19 protein-coding genes are annotated in these 19,253 nt (G+C 62.6%); 18 read left to right on the forward strand and 1 reads right to left on the reverse strand.

Annotated elements, in window-relative coordinates; all coding sequences use genetic code 11:
- The first annotated feature begins 427 nt into the window (after positions 1-427).
- From rho to ACFT1A_RS26040, 17 genes are all read left to right on the forward strand, one after another.
- Complete coding sequence (rho, locus tag ACFT1A_RS25960; RefSeq protein WP_378449324.1) at positions 428-2,593, forward strand: transcription termination factor Rho; 2,166 nt, start codon at positions 428-430, stop codon at positions 2,591-2,593.
- Between the two features lie 226 nt (positions 2,594-2,819).
- Positions 2,820-3,056, forward strand: coding sequence for a 50S ribosomal protein L31 (gene rpmE / locus ACFT1A_RS25965; RefSeq protein ID WP_003941310.1), 237 nt, complete (start codon positions 2,820-2,822; stop codon positions 3,054-3,056).
- Between the two features lie 146 nt (positions 3,057-3,202).
- A complete protein-coding gene (prfA, locus tag ACFT1A_RS25970) occupies positions 3,203-4,282 on the forward strand; it encodes a peptide chain release factor 1 (protein WP_003941341.1) in 1,080 nt (359 codons plus the stop codon).
- A gap of 77 nt (positions 4,283-4,359) precedes the next feature.
- Positions 4,360-5,292 carry a peptide chain release factor N(5)-glutamine methyltransferase gene (gene prmC, locus ACFT1A_RS25975; RefSeq protein WP_378449325.1) on the forward strand — a complete coding sequence of 311 codons (933 nt, stop codon included), beginning with the start codon at positions 4,360-4,362 and terminating at the stop codon, positions 5,290-5,292.
- On the forward strand, positions 5,289-5,951 hold the full coding sequence (locus tag ACFT1A_RS25980) for an L-threonylcarbamoyladenylate synthase (RefSeq protein WP_230817059.1): 663 nt from the start codon (positions 5,289-5,291) through the stop codon (positions 5,949-5,951). Before prmC ends, ACFT1A_RS25980 begins: the two co-directional genes overlap by 4 nt.
- 2 nt (positions 5,952-5,953) lie before the next feature.
- Positions 5,954-7,279 (forward strand): serine hydroxymethyltransferase, encoded by a 1,326-nt coding sequence (gene glyA / locus ACFT1A_RS25985; protein ID WP_378449326.1) that lies wholly within the window; start codon positions 5,954-5,956, stop codon positions 7,277-7,279.
- The gene (locus tag ACFT1A_RS25990; RefSeq protein WP_378449327.1) at positions 7,276-8,463 is read left to right on the forward strand and encodes a glycosyltransferase family 4 protein; all 1,188 of its coding nucleotides are present in this window, start codon (positions 7,276-7,278) and stop codon (positions 8,461-8,463) included. The genes glyA and ACFT1A_RS25990 overlap by 4 nt, the downstream gene beginning before the upstream one ends.
- Before the next feature lie 32 nt (positions 8,464-8,495).
- A complete protein-coding gene (locus tag ACFT1A_RS25995; protein ID WP_378449328.1) occupies positions 8,496-8,966 on the forward strand; it encodes a hypothetical protein in 471 nt (156 codons plus the stop codon).
- A 280-nt stretch (positions 8,967-9,246) separates the two neighbouring features.
- Positions 9,247-10,074, forward strand: coding sequence for a F0F1 ATP synthase subunit A (gene atpB / locus ACFT1A_RS26000; protein WP_042445557.1), 828 nt, complete (start codon positions 9,247-9,249; stop codon positions 10,072-10,074).
- An 83-nt stretch (positions 10,075-10,157) separates the two neighbouring features.
- Entirely contained in the window at positions 10,158-10,400 is a 243-nt protein-coding gene (locus tag ACFT1A_RS26005) for an ATP synthase F0 subunit C (protein WP_003941327.1), read from the forward strand.
- Between the two features lie 7 nt (positions 10,401-10,407).
- Positions 10,408-10,968, forward strand: coding sequence for a F0F1 ATP synthase subunit B (locus tag ACFT1A_RS26010; protein WP_003941337.1), 561 nt, complete (start codon positions 10,408-10,410; stop codon positions 10,966-10,968).
- Positions 10,969-10,973: 5 nt separating this feature from the next.
- Positions 10,974-11,798, forward strand: coding sequence for a F0F1 ATP synthase subunit delta (locus ACFT1A_RS26015; protein ID WP_003941304.1), 825 nt, complete (start codon positions 10,974-10,976; stop codon positions 11,796-11,798).
- Positions 11,799-11,860: 62 nt separating this feature from the next.
- Positions 11,861-13,504: a F0F1 ATP synthase subunit alpha gene (atpA, locus tag ACFT1A_RS26020; RefSeq protein ID WP_007726218.1), complete on the forward strand. Its 1,644-nt coding sequence runs from the start codon at positions 11,861-11,863 to the stop codon at positions 13,502-13,504.
- A 48-nt stretch (positions 13,505-13,552) separates the two neighbouring features.
- A complete protein-coding gene (locus ACFT1A_RS26025) occupies positions 13,553-14,536 on the forward strand; it encodes a F0F1 ATP synthase subunit gamma (RefSeq protein WP_003941320.1) in 984 nt (327 codons plus the stop codon).
- Between the two features lie 3 nt (positions 14,537-14,539).
- Positions 14,540-15,991 (forward strand): F0F1 ATP synthase subunit beta, encoded by a 1,452-nt coding sequence (gene atpD / locus ACFT1A_RS26030; protein WP_003941349.1) that lies wholly within the window; start codon positions 14,540-14,542, stop codon positions 15,989-15,991.
- Between the two features lie 6 nt (positions 15,992-15,997).
- A complete protein-coding gene (locus ACFT1A_RS26035; protein ID WP_003941287.1) occupies positions 15,998-16,366 on the forward strand; it encodes a F0F1 ATP synthase subunit epsilon in 369 nt (122 codons plus the stop codon).
- A 49-nt stretch (positions 16,367-16,415) separates the two neighbouring features.
- A complete protein-coding gene (locus tag ACFT1A_RS26040) occupies positions 16,416-16,838 on the forward strand; it encodes a DUF2550 domain-containing protein (RefSeq protein WP_276117342.1) in 423 nt (140 codons plus the stop codon).
- 10 nt (positions 16,839-16,848) lie between these two features.
- Here ACFT1A_RS26040 and ACFT1A_RS26045 read toward each other — a convergent pair whose 3' ends face one another.
- Positions 16,849-17,421 carry a cob(I)yrinic acid a,c-diamide adenosyltransferase gene (locus ACFT1A_RS26045; RefSeq protein WP_378449329.1) on the reverse strand — a complete coding sequence of 191 codons (573 nt, stop codon included), beginning with the start codon at positions 17,419-17,421 and terminating at the stop codon, positions 16,849-16,851.
- Positions 17,422-17,475: 54 nt separating this feature from the next.
- On the opposite strand from ACFT1A_RS26045, the gene murA reads away from it, so the two are divergent.
- Entirely contained in the window at positions 17,476-18,735 is a 1,260-nt protein-coding gene (gene murA / locus ACFT1A_RS26050) for a UDP-N-acetylglucosamine 1-carboxyvinyltransferase (protein ID WP_378449330.1), read from the forward strand.
- The last annotated feature ends 518 nt before the right edge of the window (positions 18,736-19,253 follow it).

Here is a 19,253-nt window from a genome sequence, read left to right on the forward strand (position 1 = left end):
GGACTCAGGTTTGGGCGCTATCCTGGGCTATGTCCGTACATCGTGCGCGTCAGTCGCCGGTGCATCACCAGGGGGCAAAACTCCTTCCCAATCGGGGTCCACAGTCCTTGGCATGATTCTCGCAGGCATGATCCTCGCGCTTGTACCTTCTCCGAAGGTTTGGATCCTCCGCGGATCGAACACTCAGAGGTTCCACAACTCTGGGGTTCACCACACGGGGGAGTGAATCGACGACGAAGGCGCGTTGGGCAGGTTTGCGAGCGCATGAAAAGTTTGAGGCGAGAGTTTCCGACAATCATGTGACGGCGGACAAGCCGGCAGTTCTGGACAGCAACCACGTACGGCACCACCGAGTTCGGTATTCAATCGAACTGCGGGACGAACCCTCGACTTTGCGCAGTGCGAGTGAGGGAAGGAAAGGACCTCCGTGACCGATACGGACCTCATCGCCACTTCTGCACCCGCCGGGTCGGAATCAGGCGACAATTCTCAGGCGTCATCTTCAGCATCGAACGGTGCGGTGGCGACCTCCACGAAGCGTGCCGAAACGCGCCGTGGTGCCGGACTCTCCGGCATGGTGCTCACCGAACTCCGCACTCTTGCGGGTGAACTGGGCATCAAAGGCACTTCCGGCATGCGCAAGGGCGACCTGATCGCAGCCATCAAGGAGCGCCAGGGCGGCAGCGCAAAGGCTGCACCCGCACAGAGCGAACTCACGCTCGGCGACGCACCCGTAGCGCGCACCCGTGCCAAGAGCACTCGCGCAGCACGTACCGAAACCCCCGCAGCCGAAACGGCTCCCGCGGCAGAATCCGCTCCTGCCGAGGCAGCGCCTGCGCGTACCGAATCCGCCGAGGATTCCGATCAGAGCGCACCCCGTCGCGGACGCCAGCGTCGCGGCGCCGCTCGTCGTGCAGGTTCGCCCGACCAGGGTGAACTGAGCATCGAGCAGGAAGCTCCTTCGGCCAAGTCCGACTCGGACACCTCGAAGGCCGCCGACACCGCGAAGGCCGCCGATACCTCGAAGGTCAACGAGACCGCCAAGGCTGAGGCTCCGGCCGAGCGTCCGGCGCGCACCGAGGGCAAGTCCGACGCTGATCAGGCTCCCGCCGAGCAGGGCAACGAGCGTCCCCGCCGCGAGCGCAACCGCGACAACCAAGGCCAGCGCGACAACCAGGGCCAGCGCGACAACCAGGGCCAGCGCGACAACCAGGGCAACCGGGGCAACCAGGACCGTCAGGACCGTCAGGATCGCGGTAACCAGAACAACGCAGGCCAGAACAACGCCGGTCCGCGTACGGACAACCGCAACAACGGCCCGGACGACGACGAAGAGGGTGGACGCGGACGCCGCGGACGCCGCTTCCGTGAGCGTCGTGGCCGTGGTCGCGACCGCGGAGAGGGTGGCGCACCCAACGATTCGCGCGAGACCGAGATCCGTGAGGACGACGTCCTGCAGCCGGTCGCCGGCATCCTCGACGTCCTCGACAACTACGCCTTCGTGCGTACGTCCGGGTACCTCGCCGGTCCCAACGACGTCTACGTCTCCATGAACCTGATCCGCAAGAACGGCCTTCGCCGTGGCGACGCCATCACCGGTGCCGTCCGGGTCTCGCGTGACGGTGAGCAGGGCAGCCAGCGTCAGAAGTTCAACCCGCTGGTCCGTATCGACACGGTCAACGGCGGCGACGTCGAGGCCGCGAAGAAGCGCCCCGAGTTCAACAAGCTCACGCCGCTGTACCCGAACCAGCGTCTGCGCCTCGAGACCGAGCAGCACATTCTCACCACGCGTGTCATCGACCTGGTGATGCCCATCGGTAAGGGCCAGCGTGCCCTCATCGTGAGCCCGCCCAAGGCCGGTAAGACCAGCGTGTTGCAGGCGATCGCGAATGCCGTCGCCACCAACAATCCTGAGTGCTACTTGATGGTCATCCTCGTGGACGAGCGTCCCGAGGAAGTGACCGACATGCAGCGCAGCGTGAAGGGTGAGGTCATTTCCTCCACCTTCGACCGCCCGCCGGGAGATCACACCGCAGTTGCCGAACTGGCAATCGAGCGTGCGAAGCGCCTGGTCGAGATGGGTAAGGACGTCGTCGTACTGCTCGACTCCATCACGCGTCTGGGTCGTGCGTACAACAACTCCTCGCCGGCATCGGGACGCATCCTCTCCGGTGGTGTCGACTCGACGGCCCTGTACCCGCCGAAGCGTTTCCTCGGTGCTGCCCGCAACATCGAGAACGGTGGATCGCTCACCATCATCGCTACCGCAATGGTCGAGACCGGATCCACCGGCGACACCGTGATCTTCGAAGAGTTCAAGGGCACCGGCAACGCCGAGCTCAAGCTCGATCGCAAGATCGCCGAACGCCGCGTCTTCCCGGCCGTGGACGTCAACCCGTCCAGCACGCGTAAAGACGAGCTGCTCCTGAGCCCGGACGAAGCTGCGGTGCTGCACAAGCTCCGCCGCGTCCTGTCCGGTCTGGACTCGCATCAGGCGATCGATCTGCTGATCGATCGACTGAAGAAGAGCAAGAACAACCTCGAGTTCCTGATGCAGGTCTCCAAGACCGCACCGGGTGCGATCGACGACTGATCGACTCGACGTCAAAAGGCCCACAACCAGCTGGTTGTGGGCCTTTTGCGTGGACGGAACAAAACCGAGGTGCAGTGCGTTGACAACTTCGTACAGCCACCCCGAGGCGTGCGAGACGCGGAATTTCTGGTGAAGTACCGCATCTGGCATACTGAACGGCCGAGTCCGGTTCCGGTTCACGATGTCGATTGGCGACGTCGACCCGGCGACCATTGAAAGGGACACCATGAAGGCAGGAATCCACCCAACCTACGTAGCGACCACCGTCGTCTGCGGTTGCGGTAACACGTTCGAGACCCACAGCACCAAGGAGTCCGGACGCATCAACGTCGAGGTTTGCTCGCAGTGCCACCCGTTCTACACCGGCAAGCAGAAGATTCTCGACACCGGTGGACGCGTCGCTCGCTTCGAGGCTCGCTACGGCAAGCGTGCAGACAGCAAGGTCCCGGCCACCGAGTCCTAGCTGTTCCGCCGACGCCCGATCTGCCATGTGCAGATCGGGCGTCGGCTTTTTTGTGCCTGCACTCGGTTTGCGCGTTTCCCGGGTGCCGGCGTCGCACTATCTTCAAGCGCGCACCGTAGGAATCGAAACTCAGAGCGGAGCGAACCATGGCAGGCGCAACCCAGCCCTCGGCCATCGACGACATCTTGGCGGAGCACGCCGGTCTCGAAGCACAGATGTCCGATCCGGCGCTGCACAACGACCCTGCTGCCGCCAGGCGCGTCGGTAAGCGGTTCTCCGAGCTCTCGCCGATCATGTCGACGTACAACAAGCTCACGGCCGCGCAGGACGATCTGGAAGCCGCGCGCGAACTCGCTGCCGACGATTCCAGCTTCGCCGCCGAGATCCCCGATCTCGAAGCCGAGGTCGCGCAACTCGAGCAGACGCTGACCGATCAGTTGGCACCCCGAGATCCGCATGACGGCGACGACATCGTCCTCGAAGTGAAGTCCGGTGAGGGTGGCGAAGAATCCGCACTCTTTGCCTCGGACCTGGCCCGCATGTATGTCCGCTACGCAGAACGGCACGGCTGGCGCGTCGAGATTCTCGACGCGACGGTCTCCGATCTCGGCGGATACAAGGAAGCCACACTGTCGATCAAGAGCAAGTCCGATACCCCGGACGGAGTGTGGGCGCGGCTCAAGTTCGAGGGCGGCGTTCACCGCGTCCAGCGAGTGCCCGTCACCGAATCCCAGGGACGCGTTCACACTTCGGCTGCCGGCGTTCTGGTGTACCCGGAACCCGAAGAGGTCGAGCAGGTCCAGATCGACGAAAGTGACCTGCGTATCGACGTCTACCGTTCGTCCGGCAAGGGCGGTCAGGGCGTCAACACGACGGACTCCGCTGTTCGAATCACGCACCTTCCGACCGGCATCGTCGTCACCTGTCAGAACGAGCGTTCACAGCTTCAGAACAAGGCTCGCGCCATGCAGGTGCTGGCAGCCCGTTTGCAGGTAGTCGCCGAGGAGGCCGCGGACGCAGAAGCGTCGGCAGGCCGCCAGAGCCAGGTACGGACGGTGGACCGTTCGGAGCGCATCCGCACCTACAACTTCCCCGAGAACCGCATCACCGATCACCGCATCGGATTCAAGTCGCACAACCTCGACGCGGTGCTCGACGGCGAGCTCGACGCACTCCTCGACGCATTGGGCAAGGCGGACCGAGAGGCGCGTCTCGCGGCCGAGTAGATGCAGACCATGACGGACCTCCACCCCGCCGGGAACTCGGTGAACCGCGTGTCGGTCGAGCGTGGCAGGCTGTACCCGTGAGTCGACTTCCACTTCGTTTGGCGCTGATCGAAGCTGCAAAACAGCTCGACGCCGCAGGTGTGCCCAGCCCACGCACCGACGCCGAGTTGTTGGCATCCCACCTGCTCGGTGTCGAACGCACGCGCCTCGGGTTGATTCCGTTGGTCGATCCCGAGGTCATCGCGGCGTTCGACGAGCTGGTTGCGCAACGCGTGAAGCGGATTCCGTTGCAGCACATCATCGGAATCGCGTCGATGGGCAACATCGACGTCGCTGTCGGTCCGGGCGTCTTCATTCCGCGGCCCGAAACCGAACTGCTCATGGGTTGGGCGCTCTCGTTCCTCGAAGGTTGCGGAAGCAAGCCGCCGGTAGTGCTGGACCTGTGCACGGGATCGGGTGTCCTCGCGCTGTCCATCGCCGAGGCTCGCCCCGACGCGGTTGTTCACGCCGTGGAGAAGGAGCCCGCCGCGCTGGCGTGGGCGCGTCGTAATGCCGCCGATCGCGAGGCCGCCGGTGATACGCCGATCCACCTGCATCAGGGCGATGTCACCGATCGGAACCTGTTGCCAGGGCTCGAGGGTGGCGTCGATCTGGTCGTGTCCAATCCGCCGTACATCCCTGAAGGCGCGCAATTGCAGCCTGAGGTCATGGATTACGACCCACACACCGCGCTGTTCGGTGGTGCCGACGGCCTGTCCGTCATCAAACCCATGATCAGCAACATCGCGCGGTGGCTTCGCATCGGCGGTGCGGCAGGCATCGAGCACGACGACACCAACGGTGACGGCGTCGCTGCGCTGTTCTCGGCGCGTCGGGTATTCGGCGAGGTCGCGCAGCATCCCGATCTTGCCGGTCGTCCGCGATTCGTTGTCGCCAGACGCGTCGCCACCGACGTCGAAGCCCAGCGGAATCGAACGCCCGAAGCGCAGAGTGAAAGGATGGCTGAGTGAGCACCGTGTACGACTGCAGTCAGACAGATTCCCGAACCGCAGGCTTGGCCGCCGCGAAGAACGCGCTCAAGGCCGGCCGACTCGTAGTTCTCCCTACCGACACCCTTTACGGCCTCGCCGCCGACGCGTTCGACAGCGAAGCTGTCACGAGTCTGTTGCGCGCCAAGGGCCGCGGACGAGACATGCCCGTCCCGGTTCTGGTCGGATCGTGGAACACCATCGACGGACTCGTCTACAGCGTGCGCCCGCAGGCGCGGGATCTGATCCGCGCGTTCTGGCCCGGTGGACTGAGCTTGGTCGTCGAGCAGGCACCTTCACTCGCCTGGGACCTGGGCGATACCCGCGGAACCGTCATGCTTCGCATGCCCTTGCACCCGGTTGCCCTCGAATTGTTGCGCGATGTCGGACCGCTTGCCGTCTCTAGCGCCAACATTTCGGGGCGTCCGCCTGCCACCACCGCCGAGGAAGCCCGCGATCAGCTCGGCGGCTCTGCCAGCGTGTACCTCGACGGAGGCAAGGCCGAACACGCCGTTGCTTCCACGATCGTCGACCTGACCGGCAATTCACCGCGTATCTTGCGAGTGGGTGCCGTCTCGGCAGAATCCATCGCCGAGGTATTGGGCACGAGTCCGGAAAGCCTCGTAGAGGGAGTTTCGTAACGATGGTCGGCGCCGGCGGCGAGCGCGCGGGGGAATCCACGTACTGGGGACCGGATTTCGGTGAGCTTGCCACGGCAGATCCCGAGATCGCGGCTATTGCGCTGGCCGAACTCGAGCGTCAGCGCGGCGGGCTTCAACTCATCGCGAGCGAGAACTTCACCAGCCCCGCGGTACTGGCCGCCTTGGGTTCGACCCTGAGCAACAAGTACGCCGAGGGCTATCCGGGTCGGCGTTACTACGGCGGGTGCGAGTACGTCGACGCAGCCGAGAATCTGGCGATCGACCGGGCAAAGGCACTGTTCGGCGCTGAGCACGTCAATGTCCAACCGCATTCTGGGGCCAATGCGAACCTCGCGGTGTACGCCGCATTCGCCAAGCCCGGCGACACCGTACTGGCGATGAGTCTGCCGCACGGTGGGCATCTGACTCACGGATCTCGGGTCAGCTTTTCGGGGCAGTGGTTCACCACCGTTCCCTATCACGTCGATTCGGCCACCGAATTGATCGACTACGACGAGGTTCGCGCCCTGGCTCTGGCGCACAAGCCGAAGATCATCGTCGCCGGCGCGACCGCGTACTCCCGCACCATCGACTTCGCAGCCTTCCGCTCGATCGCAGACGAGGTCGGTGCGATCCTGTGGGTCGACGCCGCCCACTTCATCGGACTGGTGGCGGGCCAGGCGATACCGTCGTGCGTTCCCTATGCCGACGTAGTCTCCGCGACGACGCACAAGGTCCTCAGGGGCCCGCGCGGTGGAATGATCCTGTGCCGCAGCCGGCATGCCTCGGCTGTCGATCGCGCGGTCTTCCCCTTCATCCAGGGTGGGCCGATGATGCACGCGATCGCAGCGAAGGCGGTGGCATTCAAAGAAGCGTCGACACCGGAATATTGTTGGTATGCACAGGAAGTGGTTGCCAACGCGTCGGCGCTCGCGCAGTCGTTGGAAGCTCGCGGTCTGCGCACCGTGTCCGGTGGAACCGACACCCATCTGGCGCTTCTCGATCTGCGCGCAAGCGGGGTCACCGGAGTCGACGCCGAGCGCAGGTGCGGCCTGGCATCGATCACTCTCAACAAGAACGCAATTCCGTTCGATCCGCAATCGCCGGCCGTCACGTCCGGCATCCGTGTCGGATCCGCAGCCGTGACGACACAGGGTTTCAACCGTTCCGACATGAGCGTCGTGGGGGAGTTGATCGCGCGCGCAGTTGTCGCGGACCCCGCCACTACGTCCGGGGAGGCCGAGTTGGCATCAGTTGCCGACGGCGTTCGCGAACTGGTTCGGGCAAAGCCTGCCTATCCCCGCCAAACGGGTGATCTCGCGCAGTGATCACTACCTACGAAGCGACCTCATATCTTGCACAGGGGGGCGGGGGAGCAGGTGTCCCCATCCGTGAACTGCTGCTCGTGCTGTGCACGGCGGCGGTGGTGACCTACCTGGCGACTGGCGCAGTCCGGTTGTTCGCGCTGCGGTTCGGCGCTGTCGCCATACCGCGTGATCGGGACGTGCATGTCGAGCCGATTCCGCGTCTCGGTGGCGTCGGAATGTACATCGGCATGGCTGTCGGCCTGCTGTTCGCCCAGCAATTGCCCGCGCTCACAAGGGGTTTCGGCTTCGGGAGTCCTGACGTTCATGCCGCACTCGTTGCGGGAGCCGTCATCGTCCTCGTGGGCGTGATCGACGACAGGTGGGGTCTCGACGCTCTCACCAAGTTCGTGGGTCAGGTGACTGCTGCCGGAGTTCTTGTCGTGATGGGCGTCAGTTGGTTCATCATCTACAACCCGTTCGGCGGTGACGGTGGGTCCACCATCATTCTCGATCAGATTCAATCCGGACTGTTCACGGTTGCTGTTGCCGTGGCAACCATCAACGCCATGAACTTCGTCGACGGTCTCGACGGGCTGGCCGCCGGGTTGGGGCTTATCGCTGCCCTGGCCATCCTCATCTTCTCGATCGGTCTACTGCACGATCAGGGCGGCGACGCGAGTGTCTACCCGCCGGCGATGATCGCAGCGGCCTTGGCAGGCGCTTGTCTCGGTTTTCTTCCACACAACTTCAATCCAGCGCGCATTTTCATGGGCGATTCCGGGTCGATGTTGATCGGTCTCATGCTGGCCGCGATCTCCACCAGTGCATCCGGTCGTATTCCGCTCACTGCCTACGGAACCCGCGACCTCGTCGGCCTCCTCGCGCCGTTGTTGCTGGTCGGGGCTGTGATGTTCATCCCGATGCTGGACATGCTCCTGGCCGTGATCCGCCGGACGAAAGCGGGCGTCAGTCCGTTCAGTCCGGACAAGATGCACCTGCACCATCGCCTCTTGCAGATCGGACACACGCACCGACGAGTTGTGCTGGTCATCTACCTGTGGGTCAGCGTCCTGGCGTTCGGTGCCGTCGGATCCTCGCTGCTCAATCGTCAGCTGGTTGTTGTACTCGTCGCGGCCGGTTTGGTTCTTGCGTTGTTCTTCACTGCGGTGCCTTCCCTGATCGATCGCAAGCAGCAGCGTCGCTAGCCAAGTTTCCCGATCCATTACCCTTGGGCATCGTGACGAACACGCCGCAGCCTGTACCTGCCTCGCAACCCATCCCTGATTCGACAGCCGCCATGAAGTCGGCCGTGAAGTGGGGTGTCATGGGGCTGATCGCGCTGGCCGTGGTCGGCGCGCTCCTGGGCGGGCTCTTCGCCGGTAAGGAAGGCGTCTACGGCGCTTTGATCGGCGCAGCTGTCGGCGGCGGGTTCATCCTGTTCACGGCGCTGGGCGTGCTGCTCACGGCAAAGCTGCCCGCGCTCACGGCCGGCGCAGTTCTGCTCGGTACCTGGCTGCTGAAGATGATTCTCGCGATGGTGGTTCTGTTTGTCCTTTCGGACATGGATTTCTACAACAAGACCGCCCTCGTCCTGGTCATCATCATGTCGCTGGTCGTGGTGCTCGGAGCGGAGACCTACGGTGTTCTGGGAACCAAAACTCCGTACGTCGATCCCACTCCCAGCAGCAACGTCGACGACGCTGAGTAGTACTACAAGACGTAACTAATCGGACTTCCAGGTACCCCATCTACACAATGTCGTAGATGACTTGATAAGGTTCGGTTCAAGCGAGAGCAATGGTGGGCCGAGTAACACTCAGCCGACGATGCCATGTGCTCGCAGGTGGTCGAAATTCTGACCGCTGAGTCGACGAGAGTCGCCGACACCGACAGACGCCAGGCCCCTCTAGGGTTCTCCAGCTGCTGACGAATGCGCGAGTCGAACTTGTCGACTTGTAGATCGTCAATGTCCGATCGAACCGCAGTCAATGATGGCTGCGGACCGACTACGGGAGAGAACGCTGAGCGTCACCACCCTGGCCGCGGATGAATTCCATGCGCCGTCACTAGACGATTTTTTCCCGCCCTCCGTGTTGATTCACGCGGGCCCCTTCGAGCTCGACCGTCTGATGCTGATCCGTCTGCTGATGTCGGTGCTGGTCGCAGCGTTCTTCGTGATCGCGATGCGCAGCCCTCGACTGGTTCCCCGCGGACTTCAGAACGCAGCTGAGCTTGCGCTCGACTTCGTTCGCATCAACATCGCCGAGGAGATCCTGGGCAAGGAACAGGGCAAGCGCTTCCTGCCGGTCATCACGACGATCTTCTTCATCGTGGTCGCCAGCAACCTGGCCAGCATCATTCCTTTCCTGAACATCTCGCCGAACGCGCGAATCGGTATGCCGCTGGTACTCGCAGCGCTCGCCTACATCGTGTTCAACTACGTGGGAATCAAGAAGTACGGCTTCTTCAAGTACGTCAAGAGCAGCATCGTCGTTCCCGGCGTCCCGCTGCCCTTGCACTTCCTGTTGGTGCCCATCGAGTTCATCTCGACCTTCATCCTGCGTCCGTTCACGCTGATGGTTCGTCTTATGGCCAACATGTTGGCCGGCCACATCCTGCTGGTGCTGTTCTTCAGCGCGACGAACTACTTCTTCTTCGTGTCCGGCGGATTCCAGGCAATCTTCGGTGTTCCGTCGATCATTGCCGGTATCGCATTCACGTTCTTCGAGCTGCTGGTCATCTTCCTGCAGGCTTACGTGTTCGCGCTGCTGACCGCGGTGTACATCGATCTGGCGCTCCACGCCGACGAGCACTGACCTTTTACCTCCTCACCAGCTACACCAAGAACTGAGCCTCTTGCCGAATCCGGCGGAGGTCAACAGAAAGGGAATGGAACACCATGAGCATCGCTTACCTCGCTCAGGAAGTTGTCGAGACCAAGTCGCGCGGCTACGGAGCCATCGGCTACGGCCTCGCAGCAATCGGCCCCGGCATCGGCGTGGGCATCGTTGTGGGCAAGGCAATCGAAGGCATGGTCCGCCAGCCCGAGATGGCCGGCCAGGTTCGTACCACCATGTTCCTCGGTATTGCATTCACCGAGGCCCTCGCGCTGATCGGCCTCGTCGCCGGCTTCATCTTCTAAGACCGACATGGCAGCCACCATCGCAATTCTCGCGGCGGAGGGGACGACTGAACACAATCCCCTCATCCCCGAGACATACGACATCGTGTGGTCCGCGGTCGCGCTCGTAGTAGTTGGTTTCGTCTTCTGGAAGCTCGTACTTCCGAAGTTCCAGAAGGTCTTGGCCGAACGCACCGAGCAGATCGAGGGCGGCATCAAGAAAGCCGAAGACGCACAGGCGGAGGCAGCAGCAGCGCTTGAGCAGTACCGCGCACAGCTCGCCGAAGCTCGTACCGAGGCAGCGCAGATCCGTGAGGAAGCGCGTACCCAGGGTCAGCAGATCATCGCTGACATGAAGGTTCAGGCGCAGGACGAGAGCGACCGCATCGTGGCCGCAGGCCACAGCCAGCTCGTTGCCCAGCGCCAGCAGATCGTCGCTGAGCTCCGCTCGGATCTCGGCAAGACCGCTGTAGACCTGGCCGAGAAGGTCATCGGTGAGTCCCTCGCCGACGACGTGAAGCGCGCCGGAACGGTTGATCGATTCCTCAACGAGCTCGACACCGTCAGCGCTGATTCAGCCAGGAAGTGAGCAACATGTACGCAGCGAGCCGTGAAGCCTTGGCGCAGACTCGTTCTGCGCTGAGCAGTGCCCTGGGCGCCGTCTCTGCAGGAGCCGCAACTGCTGCTTCTGCTCAGGCTGGGTCCGAGCTCTTCTCGGTGGTCGAGGTACTCGACGGCCAGCGCGCTCTTCGCAGCGCGCTGGCTGACGCTTCGGCACCGGCCGCTGGTCGCCAGGCTTTGGCAGAGCAGTTGTTCTCCGGAAAGGTCGGCGCCGAGGCGCTCGCCACCGTGAAGGCAGCTGCAGGCCAGGACTGGTCTGCGGCCCGCGACTTGGTCAACTCGCTCGAACTGCTCGGACGCGAAGCTCTGCTCCGCGCCGCAGCCGATCAGAGCCAGTTGGACACCGTTGAGGACGAGCTCTTCCGTCTCGGCCGCATCGTGGCAGGGGATCCCAGCCTGGAGCAGACGCTCTCGGATCTGTCGGTTCCCGCAGCCCGCAAGCGTGAGTTCCTCTCCCGCTTGCTCTACGGCAAGGTCACCGCGGTCACCGAGGCACTCGCCGGACAGGCCGTCGGCCGGTTGAAGTCTGCGCCCGCAGACACTTTCGATCAGCTGTCGAATCTTGCCGCAGCGCAGCGCGATACCACCGTTGCTCACGTTCGCAGCGCCTCGGCGTTGAGCTCGGAGCAGTCGGATCGCTTGGCCAGCACTCTTACCCGCACCTACGGGAAGCCGGTAGCAGTACACGTCGAGGTCGATCCAGAACTCCTCAGCGGCTTGGTCGTCCGGGTGGGCGACGAGGTTATCGACGGCAGCGCAGCGGGTCGACTCGCAGCACTGCGGAAGAACCTCAAGTAGTCCTTCAGCCGAACACATACTCCAGATCTTTTCGAAGACCAGACACCGAGAGCAGGAAAAACATGGCGGAGCTGACGATCTCCTCCGACGAGATCCGTAGCGCGATCGACAACTACACCGCGAGCTACTCCCCGGAGGCCTCCCGTGAGGAGGTCGGCACAGTGACCGACACCAGTGACGGCATTGCGCACGTCTCTGGCCTGCCTTCGGCTATGTCCAACGAGCTGTTGGAGTTCCCCGGTGGAATCGTCGGCGTCGCGCTCAACCTGGATGCCACCGAAATCGGTGCCGTCATCCTTGGCGATTACCAGAACATCCAAGAAGGCCAGGAAGTAAAGCGCACGGGCGACGTTCTGTCGGTTCCCGTCGGCGATGCTTTCCTCGGCCGCGTCATCGACCCGCTGGGTGCGCCCATCGACGGCCTCGGCGAGATCGAGAGCACCGAGAACCGTGCACTCGAGCTTCAGGCTGCTTCGGTGCTCGAGCGTCAGCCGGTCGAAGAGCCGCTCCAGACCGGAATCAAGGCTATCGACGCCATGACCCCGATCGGCCGCGGCCAGCGCCAGCTCATCATCGGCGACCGCAAGACCGGCAAGACCGCGGTCTGCATCGACGCCATCCTGAACCAGAAGGCCAACTGGGATTCCGGCGATGTCAACAAGCAGGTGCGCTGCATCTACGTTGCCATCGGTCAGAAGGGTTCCACCATCGCGGGCGTCAAGGCTGCCCTCGAGGAGAAGGGCGCGATGGAGTACACCACCATCGTTGCTGCTCCGGCATCTGATTCCGCAGGCTTCAAGTGGCTCGCACCGTACACCGGCTCGGCCATCGGCCAGCACTGGATGTACCAGGGCAAGCACGTTCTGGTCGTGTTCGACGACCTGACCAAGCAGGCAGAGGCGTACCGCGCCATCTCGCTCCTGCTGCGTCGCCCGCCGGGACGCGAGGCTTACCCCGGTGACGTCTTCTACTTGCACTCCCGTCTGCTGGAGCGTTCGGCGAAGCTGTCCGACGCACTCGGCGGTGGCTCGCTGACGGCTCTGCCGATCATCGAGACCAAGGCGAACGACGTCTCGGCCTACATCCCGACCAACGTCATCTCGATCACCGACGGTCAGGTGTTCCTCGAGTCCGACCTGTTCAACAAGGGCGTTCGCCCCGCGATCAACGTCGGTATCTCGGTCTCCCGCGTCGGTGGCGCTGCACAGACCAAGGGCATGAAGAAGGTTTCCGGTTCGCTGCGTCTGGAACTGGCTCAGTTCCGTGAGCTCGAAGCGTTCTCCGCCTTCGCATCCGACCTCGACGCTGCCTCCAAGGCTCAGCTCGAGCGCGGTGCCCGTCTGGTCGAGCTGCTCAAGCAGGATCAGTACAGCCCGATCCCCGTCGAGGACCAGATCGTCTCGATCTACCTCGCCGGCGAAGGCATCTTCGACAGCGTTCCGATCGGCGACGTCCGTCGCTTCGAGAAGGAACTGCTCGAAGACCTCAAGCACTCGGCTGCAGGCGTCTACTCCAGCATCAACGGCGGTAAGGCACTCGATGCCGACAACGCTGCTGAGCTGATCGCTGCAACGAACAAGTTCAAGGAAGGCTTCATCGCATCCGACGGAAGCCGGGTCGTGAACGAAGCCGAGGCTGACGCTTTGGGCGCCGACGAGGTCGCGAACGAGCAGATCAACGTCAAGCGCAAGACCGTCAGCAAGTGACGTACGCGCCCATGACACTGCGAATTCCGAAGGGAGAGTGATTGATCGATGGCGAGCATTCTCGAATTGCGGTCTCGTATCAAGTCGGTCAACTCGACCAAGAAGATCACCAAGGCACAGGAACTGATCGCGACTTCGCGTATCACCAAGGCTCAGATTCGCGTCGCCGCGTCCAAGCCGTATGCCGAGGAGATCACGAAGGTACTCACCGAATTGGCGAGTGCGTCTGCTTCGCTCGATCACCCGTTGCTCAACGAGCGTCCGGAGCCCAAGCGGGCTGCCGTGCTTGTTGTCACCAGTGACCGCGGCATGTGTGGCGGCTACAACTCCAACGTCCTCAAGCAGGCAGAAGAGCTCATGGCTCTCCTCCGCAGCGAGGGCAAGGAGCCGGTCGTCTACGTGCTCGGTTCCAAGGGGCTCGGCTACTACACGTTCCGCGGCCGCGACATCGGTGCTGCGTGGACGGGCTTCTCGCAGGATCCGGGTTACTCGGATGCAGCGAAGGCCAGCCGCCACCTGGTGGAGCTGTTCATGGCTGGTTCGGGTAACCAGGTTGCCGCTCCGAACGGTGAAGGCACGATCGAGGGCGTCGACGAACTCCATATCGTCTACACCCGTTTCGTGTCGATGCTGACGCAGACTCCCGAGGTTCGCCGCATGGCTCCTCTCGAGGTCTTCGTGTCGGAAGAGCGCATCGAACTCGGTGACGACATGCTGACCAACGGCCACGACGACGACCATGACAATGGCCCCGTCGCGGACTTCAGCTTCGAGCCCGAGCCCGAGAAGCTTCTCGGCGCTCTTCTCCCGAAGTACGTCAGCACTCGTATCTTCTCGTCGCTTCTCGATGCTGCGGCATCGGAGTCGGCAGCCCGTCGTACAGCTATGAAGGCCGCGACGGACAACGCAAACGAACTGGTGAACACGTTGAGCCGTCAGGCCAACCAGGCTCGCCAGGCCCAGATCACCCAGGAAATCAGCGAGATCGTCGGCGGCGCCAACGCGCTCGCCTCGAGCGCAGGAAGTGACTAGCACATGACCGCAGCAGTAACCGAAAACAACGGGGCAGGTTCGGCTTCGGCCGTAGCCGGCCGCGTCGTGCGGGTCATCGGTCCCGTCGTGGACGTTGAATTCCCGCGTGGCGCTGTTCCTGAACTGTTCAACGCCCTGAACGCCGAGATCACGCTTCCCTCGGTCGCCAAGACGCTGACGCTCGAGGTTGCACAGCACCTCGGTGACAACCTGGTCCGCACCGTCTCCATGCAGCCCACCGACGGCCTCGTCCGCGGCACTGCAGTGACCGACTCGGGCAAGCCGATCTCGGTTCCCGTCGGTGACGTCGTCAAGGGCCACGTGTTCAACGCACTGGGCGATTGCCTCGACACCCCGGGCCTCGGCCGCGACGGCGAGCAGTGGGGCATCCACCGCAAGCCACCAGCCTTCGATCAGCTCGAAGGTAAGACCGAGATCCTCGAGACCGGCATCAAGGTCATCGACCTTCTCACCCCGTACGTCAAGGGTGGAAAGATCGGCCTGTTCGGTGGCGCCGGTGTCGGCAAGACCGTTCTGATCCAGGAAATGATCACGCGTATCGCTCGCGAGTTCTCGGGCACCTCGGTGTTCGCAGGCGTCGGCGAGCGTACCCGTGAGGGCACCGACCTCCACCTGGAAATGGAAGAAATGGGCGTCCTCCAGGACACCGCCCTTGTCTTCGGCCAGATGGACGAGCCGCCCGGAACGCGTATGCGCGTCGCCCTGTCCGCACTGACGATGGCGGAGTACTTCCGCGACGTTCAGGGCCAGGACGTTCTGCTGTTCATCGACAACATCTTCCGCTTCACGCAGGCAGGTTCCGAGGTTTCCACCCTCCTCGGCCGTATGCCTTCGGCAGTGGGCTACCAGCCCACGCTGGCGGACGAGATGGGTGAGCTCCAGGAGCGCATCACCTCGACCCGTGGTCGCTCGATCACCTCGCTGCAGGCTATTTACGTGCCCGCCGACGACTACACCGACCCCGCGCCGGCTACGACGTTCGCGCACCTCGATGCCACCACCGAGCTCTCGCGCCCGATTTCGCAGATGGGTATCTACCCCGCTGTGGATCCGCTGAGCTCGACCTCCCGCATCCTGGAGCCCGGCATCGTCGGTGCAGAGCACTTCCGCGTCGCCAACGAGGTCAAGCGCATCCTGCAGAAGTACAAGGAACTGCAGGACATCATCGCCATCCTCGGTATGGACGAGCTTCAGGAAGAGGACAAGGTCCTCGTCGGCCGCGCCCGTCGTATCCAGAAGTTCCTCGGCCAGAACTTCATCGTTGCCGAGAAGTTCACCGGTGAGCCCGGCTCCGTCGTGCCGCTCCGCGACACGATCGAAGCCTTCGACCGCGTCTGCAAGGGCGAGTTCGATCACCTGCCCGAGCAGGCATTCAACAGCTGCGGTGGACTCGACGACGTCGAGGCTGCAGCCAAGAAGATGGCCGGGAAGTAGTCCACGATGGCTGAGATGACCGTAGAACTCGTTGCCGTCGAGCAGCGCTTGTGGTCTGGTTCGGCGACGCTGGTCAGCGCTCAGACCACCGAGGGTGAAATCGGAATCATGCCTGGGCATGAGCCGGTCCTCGGTCAGCTGATCGAGGGCGGAACCGTGTCGATCACCTCGGTCGACGGCGAGCGTATCGTTGCTGCAGTACACGGAGGATTCCTCTCCGTCACTGCGACGACGGTGACGATCCTTGCCGAGTCCGCGGACATGGCACAGGACATCGACGTCGAGGCAGCCAAGGCTGTCTTGGCCGAGAACTCGGGCGACCTCGAAGCGATTGCGGTCGCCAAGGGTCAGCTCCGGGCCGTCGAGCGCGCGTAAGTTACTCGAGTAAAGCCGCGACGGGAGCCGACGAACAGTGACATTCGGAATGACTGTATTGATCATTCTGGTTGTGCTGCTCGCGGTTCTCGTCGCGGCTTTTCTGTATCGTCTTGTAGTTTTGCGCCGAGGCGGTACTGCTGCACTGCTTCGTGTTTTGCCATCCCCGGGGGACAGCGGGTGGCGGCACGGAATCATTCGCTACGGCGAAACCACTTTCGTTTTTTTCAAGCTGTCGAGTCTGCGGCCCGGCCCGGACTCCAGAATTGATCGTCAAGGTATCGAGGTCGAGAGCCGTCGCTCTCCCTCAGGCACCGAATTCGACATCATGAGCGACGACATCGTCGTCGTGAAGGTCAACGACGGATCGTCGGCCTACGAAATCGCCTTGGACAGTGGGGCATTGACAGCTTTCCTGTCCTGGGTCGAGTCGCGGCCGGACGGGCGCGCCCGTAGGCGACGCACCGCCTGACCGGTCCCGCTCAAGCCCCGGCGCCGGGCTTCCAGAGCACATCGCCTTCAGGATTTGCCACTCTTCCCATGATGAAGAGCAGATCCGACAACCTGTTGAGGTATTTCGCGGGAAGGACGCTTGTGTCTTCCGGGTTCGCATCGATGGCGGACCAGGCCGCACGCTCCGCACGCCGTGAGACGGTTCTTGCTACGTGAAGCAGGGCTCCCAGGGCAGTTCCGCCCGGCAGAATGAACGAATTCAACGGTGCCAGTTGCTCATTGAGCTCATCGCACCATCCTTCGAGTCGATCGATATAAGCCTGAGTCACTCGCAGTGGTGGGTACTTCGGATTCTCGACGAGCGGGGTGGACAAGTCGGCCCCTGCGTCGAAGAGGTCGTTCTGGATCTGGCGCAGCATCGCGAGGAGATTCTCCGGGGGAGTGCCGAGGGCAACGGCCACTCCGATCGCTGCATTGGTCTCGTCGCAATCCGCGTAGGCGATCAGACGCGGATCGTTCTTGGACACGCGGGAAAAATCGCTGAGGCCCGTGGTCCCGTCGTCGCCGGTCCGGGTGTAGATCTTCGTCAGGTGAACAGACATAGGGCTACGGTACCGGCGCGGTGCCGACGAGGTTGTGGCTCTAGGCTGTGAACCGTGAGTGAGCACTTTCTTGTGACCGGGGGTAACCGCCTCGAAGGTGAAGTACTGGTGGGAGGGGCCAAGAACAGTGTGTTGAAGCTGATGGCCGCTGCGCTGTTGGCCGAAGGCACAACTGTCGTGACCAACTGCCCGGACATTCTCGACGTACCCCTGATGGCGGACGTCTTGCGAGGTCTGGGCTGCGAAGTTGAGCTCGAAGACTCCGAAGTGCGGATCACGACGCCGGCTGAGCCGAAGTATCACGCTGACTTCGACGCGGTGAAACAGTTTCGAGCGTCGGTGTGTGTGCTTGGTCCGCTGGTTGCGCGTTGTCGACGCGCAGTTGTCGCCTTGCCTGGCGGTGACGCCATCGGTTCGAGGCCCCTCGACATGCACCAATCCGGGCTCCGCCTGTTGGGTGCGCGCAGCGAGATCGAGCATGGATGTGTAGTTGCCGAAGCAGATGACCTGCACGGCGCTAACATTCGCCTGGTGTTCCCGTCGGTGGGTGCAACCGAGAACATCTTGATGGCAGCGGTCCTCGCCCGTGGTGAGACCGTGATCGACAACGCTGCACGTGAGCCCGAGATCGTGGATCTGTGCAACATGCTCAACGAGATGGGCGCCAAGGTATCTGGCGGCGGAAGTTCGACGCTCACCATCCAAGGCGTCCGGAAGTTGGAACCGACTACGCACCGTGTCATCGGTGATCGGATCGTCGCTGCAACGTGGGGCGTCGCAGCCTCTATGACCAGGGGTGACGTCCGCGTTCGCGGGGTGAACCACAAGCATCTCGGACTGGTCCTCGACAAGCTTCGGACAGCCGGCGCGGAGGTGACGCCCGAGGTCGACGGCTTCCGTGTCATCCAGCGAGAACGGCCTAAGGCGGTCAATTTCGCAACCTTGCCTTACCCCGGATTCCCCACTGACCTGCAGCCGATGGCAATCGGTTTGGCTGCGGTTGCCGAGGGCACGTCGATGATCACCGAGAACGTGTTCGAATCACGCTTCCGATTTGTCGAGGAAATGATCCGACTCGGCGCCGACGCTCGTACTGATGGTCACCATGCTGTGATCCGCGGCGTTCCAGTGTTGTCGAGTGCGCCGGTGTGGTCTTCGGACATTCGGGCCGGCGCCGGGCTCGTGCTTGCCGGGTTGGTCGCGGACGGAACCACCGAAGTTCACGACATCTTCCATATCGACCGTGGATACCCGCGATTCGTCGAGAATCTCCGTGGACTCGGGGGAGTGATCGAGCGGGTGAGCACCGAATAGGTATCGGTGCTCGGCGTCACACTCGGGCCCAGTCGCCGTTGGTGGAATGACAAAACTGTCTGACCTGGCCTTGGCTGACCAATTCGCTGTAGTGACCAGGCGATTTGTGAATTGATTGAAGGTTCGCGTAACTTATTCCAAGTCAGAGCGACACGGACACCGACTCCCGCTTCACAGCGAGTGACACGAGGTTGTACGAAGTGCCTGACCAAATTTCGAAGTAGTTTCCATCATGTATGGTTGTGCTTCACCTCCAGTTGTTCTTCACAAGGTTCCGGTTTGCGCCGGTGACCTGGTTGGGATAGGCTGGAAAAGTTGCCCCGGAGCGGCGGCCATAGGGTCGTGGTGATGGTGTGTGCGTGTTCTTTGAGAACTCAACAGTGTGTCGATGAATGTCAGTGCCAAAATTTTTTTGGTACTTCACATGTCGGATGATGTTCCGGGCCTTCGGGTTTCGGTTCTGATGTTCGGGGTGTGAGTATTTTTCGTCGGTGATTGTTCATTCTTCCGTCTGAATG

Origin of the sequence: Rhodococcus sp. NPDC057135 (assembly GCF_042670865.1) — a bacterium.
Lineage (GTDB): Bacteria > Actinomycetota > Actinomycetes > Mycobacteriales > Mycobacteriaceae > Rhodococcus_F.